Origin of the sequence: Microbacterium sp. ZW T2_14 (assembly GCF_044987405.1) — a bacterium.
Taxonomy (GTDB): domain Bacteria; phylum Actinomycetota; class Actinomycetes; order Actinomycetales; family Microbacteriaceae; genus Microbacterium.
Window position 1 is genome coordinate 1 of sequence record NZ_JBJDRK010000097.1, and the last position, 8,025, is coordinate 8,025.

At 70.4% G+C, this 8,025-nt stretch carries 11 protein-coding genes; 6 read left to right on the forward strand and 5 right to left on the reverse strand.

Going from position 1 to position 8,025, the window contains the following annotated elements; genetic code table 11:
- On the forward strand, positions 1-397 hold a 397-nt coding region (locus ACI3KY_RS19605), incomplete at its 5' end, for a DUF4190 domain-containing protein (protein ID WP_404931805.1).
- A gap of 94 nt (positions 398-491) precedes the next feature.
- Here ACI3KY_RS19605 and ACI3KY_RS19610 read toward each other — a convergent pair.
- Positions 492-1,355, reverse strand: a complete 864-nt coding sequence (locus ACI3KY_RS19610; protein WP_404931806.1) for a fumarylacetoacetate hydrolase family protein — start codon at positions 1,353-1,355, stop codon at positions 492-494.
- A gap of 38 nt (positions 1,356-1,393) precedes the next feature.
- Here ACI3KY_RS19610 and ACI3KY_RS19615 point away from each other — a divergent pair, with 38 nt between their 5' ends.
- From ACI3KY_RS19615 to ACI3KY_RS19625, 3 genes are all read left to right on the forward strand, one after another.
- The gene (locus ACI3KY_RS19615; protein WP_404931807.1) at positions 1,394-2,491 is read left to right on the forward strand and encodes a PrsW family intramembrane metalloprotease; all 1,098 of its coding nucleotides are present in this window, start codon (positions 1,394-1,396) and stop codon (positions 2,489-2,491) included.
- Between the two features lie 184 nt (positions 2,492-2,675).
- A complete protein-coding gene (locus ACI3KY_RS19620; RefSeq protein WP_404931808.1) occupies positions 2,676-3,044 on the forward strand; it encodes an FKBP-type peptidyl-prolyl cis-trans isomerase in 369 nt (122 codons plus the stop codon).
- A 195-nt stretch (positions 3,045-3,239) separates the two neighbouring features.
- Entirely contained in the window at positions 3,240-3,803 is a 564-nt protein-coding gene (locus ACI3KY_RS19625; protein ID WP_194413915.1) for a YceI family protein, read from the forward strand.
- Between the two features lie 95 nt (positions 3,804-3,898).
- Here ACI3KY_RS19625 and ACI3KY_RS19630 read toward each other — a convergent pair whose 3' ends face one another.
- Positions 3,899-4,120 (reverse strand): hypothetical protein, encoded by a 222-nt coding sequence (locus ACI3KY_RS19630; RefSeq protein WP_404931813.1) that lies wholly within the window; start codon positions 4,118-4,120, stop codon positions 3,899-3,901.
- On the opposite strand from ACI3KY_RS19630, the gene ACI3KY_RS19635 reads away from it, so the two are divergent.
- Positions 4,058-4,207 carry a helix-turn-helix domain-containing protein gene (locus tag ACI3KY_RS19635; protein ID WP_404931812.1) on the forward strand — a complete coding sequence of 50 codons (150 nt, stop codon included), beginning with the start codon at positions 4,058-4,060 and terminating at the stop codon, positions 4,205-4,207. The genes ACI3KY_RS19630 and ACI3KY_RS19635 overlap by 63 nt on opposite strands.
- A gap of 16 nt (positions 4,208-4,223) precedes the next feature.
- Here ACI3KY_RS19635 and ACI3KY_RS19640 read toward each other — a convergent pair whose 3' ends face one another.
- Together ACI3KY_RS19640 and ACI3KY_RS19645 are read right to left on the reverse strand one after the other, a co-directional pair.
- Positions 4,224-5,162 carry a DMT family transporter gene (locus tag ACI3KY_RS19640; RefSeq protein ID WP_404931809.1) on the reverse strand — a complete coding sequence of 313 codons (939 nt, stop codon included), beginning with the start codon at positions 5,160-5,162 and terminating at the stop codon, positions 4,224-4,226.
- A 101-nt stretch (positions 5,163-5,263) separates the two neighbouring features.
- Positions 5,264-6,574, reverse strand: coding sequence for an MFS transporter (locus tag ACI3KY_RS19645; protein WP_404931810.1), 1,311 nt, complete (start codon positions 6,572-6,574; stop codon positions 5,264-5,266).
- Between the two features lie 216 nt (positions 6,575-6,790).
- Here ACI3KY_RS19645 and rpsO point away from each other — a divergent pair, with 216 nt between their 5' ends.
- Complete coding sequence (gene rpsO, locus ACI3KY_RS19650) at positions 6,791-7,060, forward strand: 30S ribosomal protein S15 (protein WP_056121136.1); 270 nt, start codon at positions 6,791-6,793, stop codon at positions 7,058-7,060.
- Positions 7,061-7,236: 176 nt separating this feature from the next.
- Here the strand turns inward: rpsO and surE are convergent.
- A partial coding sequence (gene surE / locus ACI3KY_RS19655) for a 5'/3'-nucleotidase SurE (RefSeq protein ID WP_404931811.1) occupies positions 7,237-8,025 on the reverse strand: 789 nt, incomplete at its 5' end.

The window sequence follows — 8,025 nt, forward strand, 5'->3', positions numbered from 1 at the left end:
CGAGTACGCGGCCCCGGAGTACGCCGCGGCGCCGCCGCCGGCCTACCCGGCCGCTCCTCCCGCATACCCCACCGCTCCGCCCGCGGCCTACGGCGCGCCGGCGGACGCGCCCGTGCCGGGCAAGACGCTCGGCATCGTCGCCTTCGTGCTGTCGTTCTTCGTGCAGCTCGTCGCCCTCGTACTCGGCATCGTCGCGCTCGTGCAGAGCCGCAAGGCCGGCGTCAAGAACGGCTGGGCGCTGGCGGCGATCATCATCTCGGCGGTGCTGATGGTGGTCGCGATCATCGTCACGATCATCATCGTGTCGGTGGTCCTCGGCGGCCTTGCCGCCGCGTGCAGCGAGCTCGGCCCGGGCGTGTGGACGCTCGACAACGGCGGCACGATCACCTGCAACTGACGCCGGCGCCGCGTCCGGCTGAACGCGAACGAGGGGCGGGTCCGCACGGCGGGCCCGCCCCTCGTGCATCCCGGTGGGCCCGCGGTTCTCGTCCTCAGCCGAGGATGCGGCAGTGGGTCGTGAGAGCCCCGATCCCGTCGATCCCCACCGTCACCGTGGACCGGTCGCGCAGGAACACCTGCGGATCGCGCGAGTAGCCGGCACCTCCGGGGCTGCCGGTCGAGATGAGCGTGCCCGGGAGCAGTGTCGCCGACCTCGACAGGTGCGAGATCAGGGTGGCGACAGGCCGAACCATCTGGCCGGTCGTCGCATCCTGCAGCGTCGTGCCGTCCAGGACGGTCCAGATGTGCAGGTCCTGGGGGTCGGGCACCTCGTCCGCGGTGACGACGAAGGGGCCTGTGGGCGTGAAGCCGTCGAAAGACTTGCAGCGCGACCACTGGGCCTCGGAGTACTGGATGTCGCGGGCGGTGATGTCGTTGACCACCGTGTAGCCCCAGACGTGGGCGAGCGCGTCCTCCGGTGAGACGTCTTTGGCCGGCGTGCCGATGATGACCCCGAGCTCGGCCTCGTAGTCGACCGACTCGCTGAGCGACCGGGGCCACGTCGTCGTGTGGTCGTGGCCGGCGAGCGAGTTCGGCCACAGCACGAAGACGGTGGGCGTGGAGTCGGTCTTCAACCCCAGTTCGCTGGAGTGCGCCGCGTAGTTGAGCCCGATCGCGAGGATCACCGGCGGCGCGAGGACGGCCGACGCGTAGCGCATCGAGTCGAGCGGATGCCGCGTCCCTCGGCCTGCGGCATCCCTCACCTGCGCGAGCAGTTCGTCGCCCCCGTCGATGAGCTCCTCGAGTGTGCGCGGGGCTCCGGCGAACAGCTCCTCGACGAGGACCGCCTCGTCGCCCAGGACGATGGCGAGCCTCGGCCCGCCCGACTCCGGTGGCACGACATGGGCGAAGCGCATGCCCCCAACCTAGCCGGAGCCTCGTGTCGCCTGCCCCGGTGCAGATCCCCACTGCCGTGGTCGCCCGCGGTGGTCGCAGCGCATCCATCTGGATCGCCGGCATCCTGGTGCTGATCCTCATCGCATTGGTCGGCTATTTCCTGAACGCGCTGGGTCCGGGCGCCTCGCTGCTGGGAATGCTGCTCGCCCTGGTGCCGCTCGTCGGCGTGCTGTTCGCGGTGCGCATCGTCGATCGCTGGGAGCCCGAGCCGAAGGGTCTGCTCGTCCTGGCCGTCGCGTGGGGCGCCATCGCCGCCGTCGGCATCGCGCTCGGCATCGATCTGGTGCTCTCCCTGGTCTTCGGTCCCGCGACAGGCGCCCGCGAAGTGCTGCAGACGGTGGTGCAGGCTCCCGTGGTCGAGGAGTTCGCCAAGGGACTGGGGGTCTTCCTCATCTTCGCGACCGCGCGCCGCGCGTTCGACGGCCCCGTCGACGGGATCGTCTACGGCGCACTCGTGGGCGCGGGCTTCGCGTTCACCGAGAACATCCAGTACTTCGCGGTGAGCTTCATCGAGGGCGGGCCGGCCGAGACGTCGACGACGTTCTTCCTGCGCGGCATCCTGTCGCCCTTCGCCCACGTCATGTTCACCAGTGTCACGGGCTTCGCTCTCGGACTCGCCGCCCGTCGGGGACTCTCGACGGGACAGGCGGTCGGCCCCTGGCTGCTCGGGCTGGCGGGGGCCATCGCGCTGCACGCGTTCTGGAACGGCTCGGCGGTGTTCGGCGACTTCTTCGTGCTCTACCTGACGCTCCAGGTGCCGCTCTTCATCGGGTTCGTCCTCGGCATCGTGGCGCTCCGACGCGAGGAATCGCGCCTCACCCGGCGCCGACTGGGCGACTACGCCGCCGCCGGGTGGTTCACTCCCCAGGAGGTCGACATGCTCGCCACGCCCGCCGGCCGCAAGGCGGCGCTGGCGTGGGCGCGCTCGCTCCGGGGCGACCGCACCGCTCTCATGAGGAGCTTCATCACCGACGCGACGGCCCTCGCCGCGACCCGTCAGCGTGCTCTCACCGGGCGCGATCCGCAGGCGGCCGTCGAGGAGCACGACCTGCTGGCGAAGACCGCCGCGACCCGCTCGGCGATGTTCGCGCCCTGAGCCGGAGGCCCTCGCAGCAAGACTCAGCGCTCGGTGCCGCGGCGATGCCTGCGTGTCTACCGAGCGCTGAGTTGGTCTGCGACCAGGATGCCGGGGGCCTGCGCGACTGTCAAGAGAGCCGCGGCGGTTCCCCTGACGGCGAAATCCTCCGGCGTCCGCGAGCGCGGGGTGGTTGGATGGTCTCATGACTGACGACCGCACCAAGCCCGAGATCGACGCACCCGCCGGCCCGGCGCCGTCCGACCTGGTCGTCCGCGACATCGTCGTGGGCGAGGGTGCCGAGGCGAAGCCCGGCGACACCGTGACCGTCCACTACGTGGGCGTCGAATACGAGACCGGCGACGAGTTCGACTCGTCGTGGAACCGCGGCGAGAGCATCCAGTTCCCCCTCCGCGGCCTGATCCAGGGCTGGCAGGACGGCATCCCCGGCATGAAGGAAGGCGGGCGTCGCGAGCTCGTCATCCCGCCGGACCTCGCGTACGGCCCCGCCGGGGGCCACTTCCTCGGCGGCAAGACGCTGATCTTCGTCATCGACCTCATCAAGGTCGGCTGAGAGCCCTCGCACCGGACGTTTCAGGGAGCGGATGCCGCGGCATCCGCTCCCTTCGTCATGTCGGGGCGCTCTCATGCACGACGGCGCGCATGAGAAATCTTTCATTCACTGGAATAGATCTGCCGCGGTTCTGCGTTGACGTCCATCGAGCCCATCGCCGCACCTGCAGTGATCCACCCCACACGAAGGACGACCATGACCGACACCACCACGATCGACGTTCCCGGCTACAAGGCAGGCACCTGGGTGCTCGACCCCGCGCACAGCGAGGTCACCTTCAGCGTCCGCCACATGATGATCTCGAAGGTGCGCGGCACGTTCGGCATGAAGAGCGCGACGCTCGTCGCCCCCGAGAACCCCCTCGACGCCCAGGTCGAGGCGAGCGTCGACGTGACGTCGGTCGACACGAAGGACGAGGGGCGCGACAACCACCTCCGCTCCGGTGACTTCTTCGACGTCGAGAACCACCCGACGATGGAGTTCCGCTCGACCGGCGCCCGCATCGCCGACGGCGACTTCCTGGTCGACGGCGACCTGACCATCCGCGGCGTGACCAAGCCGGTGACCTTCGAGTTCGACTTCGGCGGCTTCGGCACCGACCCGTGGGGGAACTACAAGGCCGGCGCCACCGCGAAGACCGTCGTGAACCGTGAGGACTTCGGGCTCACCTGGAACGCCGCGCTCGAGACCGGCGGCGTGCTCGTCGGCAAGGACGTCACCATCACGCTCGAGCTCCAGGGCGCCCTCCAGCAGGACTGACCCGCAGGGCTGCAGAAGTGCAGCGCCGCAGCACACCGCAGAAGAGCGGATGCCTCGACCCGAGGCATCCGCTCTTCTGCGTGCGCAGGCGGGAGTCAGCCGGAGACCGACACCGTCTCCCGCACCCGGTCGTCGCTCTCGACCAGCTCGGCGTGGACCTCGGCCACGCCGCGCCGGGCGACCTTGTTGCGGCGGATGCTGCCGTCGGTCGACGTGAAGTGCTCGGCGGAGTCGTCGTCGGTCAGATACACCGGCTGCACGGTGGTCCAGTCGGGCTCGCCGAGGGCCGCAGCGTCGCAGCGGTCGCCGCCGCGCACGGCTACGGATCCGAGGCCGCGTTCAGCCGCGCGTTCGCGCGTGTCACCGGTGAGACGCCGGGGCGCGTGCGCCGCGCCGCGGCTTGACGCGAGGCCGGGTACGTCAGGAGCGCGGTCGCCGGCGCAGGCGGTCCTGCGCGAGCAGGATGCCCAGGAAGACCACGAGGGCGCCGACAGGCTCGTTCCAGCTGATCGTCTCACCCAGGATCAGGATGCCGAGGATGACGCCCACGACCGGGGTGATGTACGTGACCGTGGAGGCGCGCGTGGGACCCCAGGCGCGCACGGTGTTCTGGTTCCAGACGTACGCGATCCCCGTGCCCAGGCAGCCGAGCAGGACGAGGCTCACGATGATGGACGCGTCGAGGCGCACCGGCGTCAGGACGAGGAACGGCGTCAGCAGCGCCATCACGGCCCCTGCCATCGCGATGTAGCCGAACGTGAACGCGAGCGCCGACATCCCCGTGTTCGACACGAAGCGGCGCATGTAGGCGAAGCTGAAGCCGTAGCTCGCCGTCGCACCGAGGATCGCCAGCTCGGCGACGAGGCTGCCGTCGAACGCGATGCCCTGCCACGGTGCGATGATCACGATCACACCCAGGATGCCGACCCCGATGCCGGCGACCTGCAGGGCCTTGAGCCGTTCGACGCGGAAGACCAGCCACGCCATGACCGCCGTCATGATCGGCGTCGTCGCATTGAAGATGCTCGCGACGCCCGAGCTGACGTGCTGCTGCGCCCACGAGAACAGCAGGAACGGGATGACGCAGAACGTGAGCCCCAGCACGAGCAGGTGCGCCCATACGCGCAGGCTGCGCGACAGGTGCTCGCGGCGCAGCAGGACGAGGGCGCCCAGCGTGAGCGCGCCCAGCAGGATGCGGGTCCACGCGACCTGGGCGGGGGAGATGCCGGTCAGCGACACCTTCATGAAGAGGAAGCTGGATCCCCACACGATGCCGGCGAGCACGAACTGCACCGTGATCCAGCGGGCGGAGGCGGAGTTCTCCGCGCGGACGGCCGGGGCGGTTCGGGTCGAGGTCACGGACCAACGGTACGCGCGTGCTCCGACGCGGGGACTCCGGGCGGGATGCGACGTCCGAAATCCGCCGATGTGCGGCGCTCAGGCTACGACGCGGCCACCGGTCAGGGGACGGGGTTCTCGGCGTCGTAGGCGCGGAAGCGCGGGCTGGCGCGCACGAGCATCGCGACGAGAGCGATGATGATGAACCCGCCGAGCAGCGGCGGGAACCACAGCGCGGTGAGCGTCGCGAGTGTTCCGGCGTAGAGCGCGCCCAGCCGCGGGCCGCCGGCGACCACCACGATGAAGATGCCCTGCAGGCGTCCGCGGATGGCGTCGGGGACAGCAGCCTGCACCATCGTGTTGCGGAAGATCGAGCTGATGTTGTCGGCCGCGCCCGAGACCGCCAGCACGAGGCAGGCGAGCCCGATGAGGACCACGTTGGGCGTGTCGGCGTCGACGGCGGTGGGTGCGAACCAGCCGAGCGCTGCTGCGGCGAGCACGAGGCCGAGTGCGGCGATGGCGCCGCCGTACACGAGGATGGCCCTCTGGATGCCGAGCCCCTGGTGGCGCACTCCGCCGATCCGCCCGGAGAACAGGCTCGACGCGAACGCGCCGGCCGCGACCGACGCGGTGAGAAGGCCGGTGGTGATCGGCCCGCCGCCCAGCAGCACGGCGCCGATGGCCGGGAACAGCGACAGCGGCTGACCGAAGGTCATCGCGATGATGTCGAGGATGAACTGGAGCCGGATGTTCGACGCCCGCCGCAGGAACCGCCAGCCGTCGCGCAGCGATTCGAGACCCGGCCGCACGATCTCGCCCTCGGGTCGGAGCGCCGGCAGCGTCCACAGGCCGAGGAACAGCGAGGTCATCAGGATCACGTCGAGCGTGTAGGTCCAGGCGTAGCCGGTGAGCGCCACCAGCACGCCCGCGAGTGCCGGGCCGGCCATCACCATGATGCCGACGGTGATGCCGCCCAGTGCCGAGGCGGCGGCGAGCAGCTCACGGGGGAGGAGGCGCGGCACGATGGCCTGCCGGGTGGCGAGCACGATCGAGTTGGCGGCGGAGTTGACGATGCTGAGCGCGTACAGCCACCACACCGTCTCGAGGTCGGCCCAGGTGAGGGCGGCCAGCAACGCCGTCGAGCCGAAGGTGATGGTGGCGGCGATCAGCGCGACGGCGCGCCGGTCGAAGGCGTCGGCCAGCATGCCGCCGTAGATGCCGGCGATGATCATCGGCACGAGGCCCGCGACGGCGATCATCGAGACGGCGAACGTCGACCCGGTGAGGTCGTACATCTGCAGCATGATCGCGACGATCGTCAGCTGCCCGCCGAGGCCGGCGAGCGTCGAGCCGATCCACATCCGGGTGAACGCGGGGCTGGCGCGGAACGGCCGCAGGTCGATGAGGTGGCTGCGGTGCGCCTCGCCGCTCATGCCCGATCCCCGGTCGCCGCTTCCCGTCCGCTCCGACGTTCGACGGGGAGAGCGGAAGGGCACGGAATCGAGCGTACCCGGGCACACACGCGGCGTTCGCCGCAGCATCCGTTCGCTGGTAGACTCTTCAGGTTGCCGTTTGATCGGCCGCGGATAAAGAGAGCTCGCGCATCAGGTGTCGAGCGCCGCGCAACGACCAGAAAGGGGATCCCATCTATGCCACTCGAATCCGATGCCAAGAAGGCGATCATCGAAGAGTACGCGACGCACCCCGGTGACACCGGATCCCCCGAGGTGCAGGTCGCGATGCTGACGCAGCGCATCAAGGACCTCACCGAGCACCTCAAGGAGCACAAGCACGACCACCACTCACGTCGTGGTCTGTTCTTGATGGTGGGTCAGCGCCGTCGTCTGCTCGGCTACCTCCAGGACATCGACATCAACCGTTACCGGTCGCTGATCGAGCGTCTCGGACTGCGCCGCTAATCGCAGCCAGCGTACAATCGCGCAAAACATTCTTGGAAGGCCTCCCCACGGTGTGGGGAGGCCTTCACCTTTTCCGCCCCGAATCGGCCGGCTTCTGCCCTCCGGCGCTCCCGCCGGACCGCCTCCGCATCCCGTCCCTCCGCACCCGGTCGCCATGCGGCGTGCGCGGCGGCGCGTCACGACGGGTGAGCGGATGCCTCGGACCCGTCGAAGCCGAGCGGCAGCTGTGACACCGGGTCGAGGCCGGTGAGGGTCACCCACCCCTCCGCCAGGAGCGCGGCATCGCTGCCCGGCTCGGGCGTGTTCGGCAGGTCTTCGACCGCCAGGCGGATGTGGCCCGCGTCCCTCTCGCTCAGAGTGGTCTGGACGATGCCGAACGGAGCCAGGGCCGCTTCGACGACTCCGCGGTTCGCCGCCGCGTTGGGTGCGTTCAGGTTCACGACCGTGCCGCGGGGGCGCTCGAGCAGGAACGGCAGGACTCCGACGGCAGCGGCGGCGGCGGCCTCCCAGTGGAACTGCGTCGGATTCATCCCGACGTCCAGGGACACGGCGACGGCCCACGCGCCGTTCAGCCCGCCGGTCAGCGCGGCTCCGACGGTGCCCGAGTGCAGGATCGCGCGACCCACGTTGGCGCCGTGGTTGACGCCCGACAGCACGAGCTCGGCCGGCTCGCCGAAGGCCCCGTGCGCGGCGATGAGGGCGATGAGGCCGGGCCCGCCGCGGACGGCGTAGGCGGGGATCCCGTCGAGGCCGGCCAGTTCACGCCGCTCGATCGCGATCCGGCCGTCCTCCTCGGCGGCGACGATCGACGCGCTGGAGCCGCTGGACTGCCGGGCAGGTGCCGCGATGGTCACGTCGAGGCCGGCGTCGCGAGCGGCCCGGGCGAGCACGTGCAGTCCCGGCGCGTCGATGCCGTCGTCGTTGGTGATCAGCGCGCGTGTCATCGCTGTTCTCCGGCTTCCGGC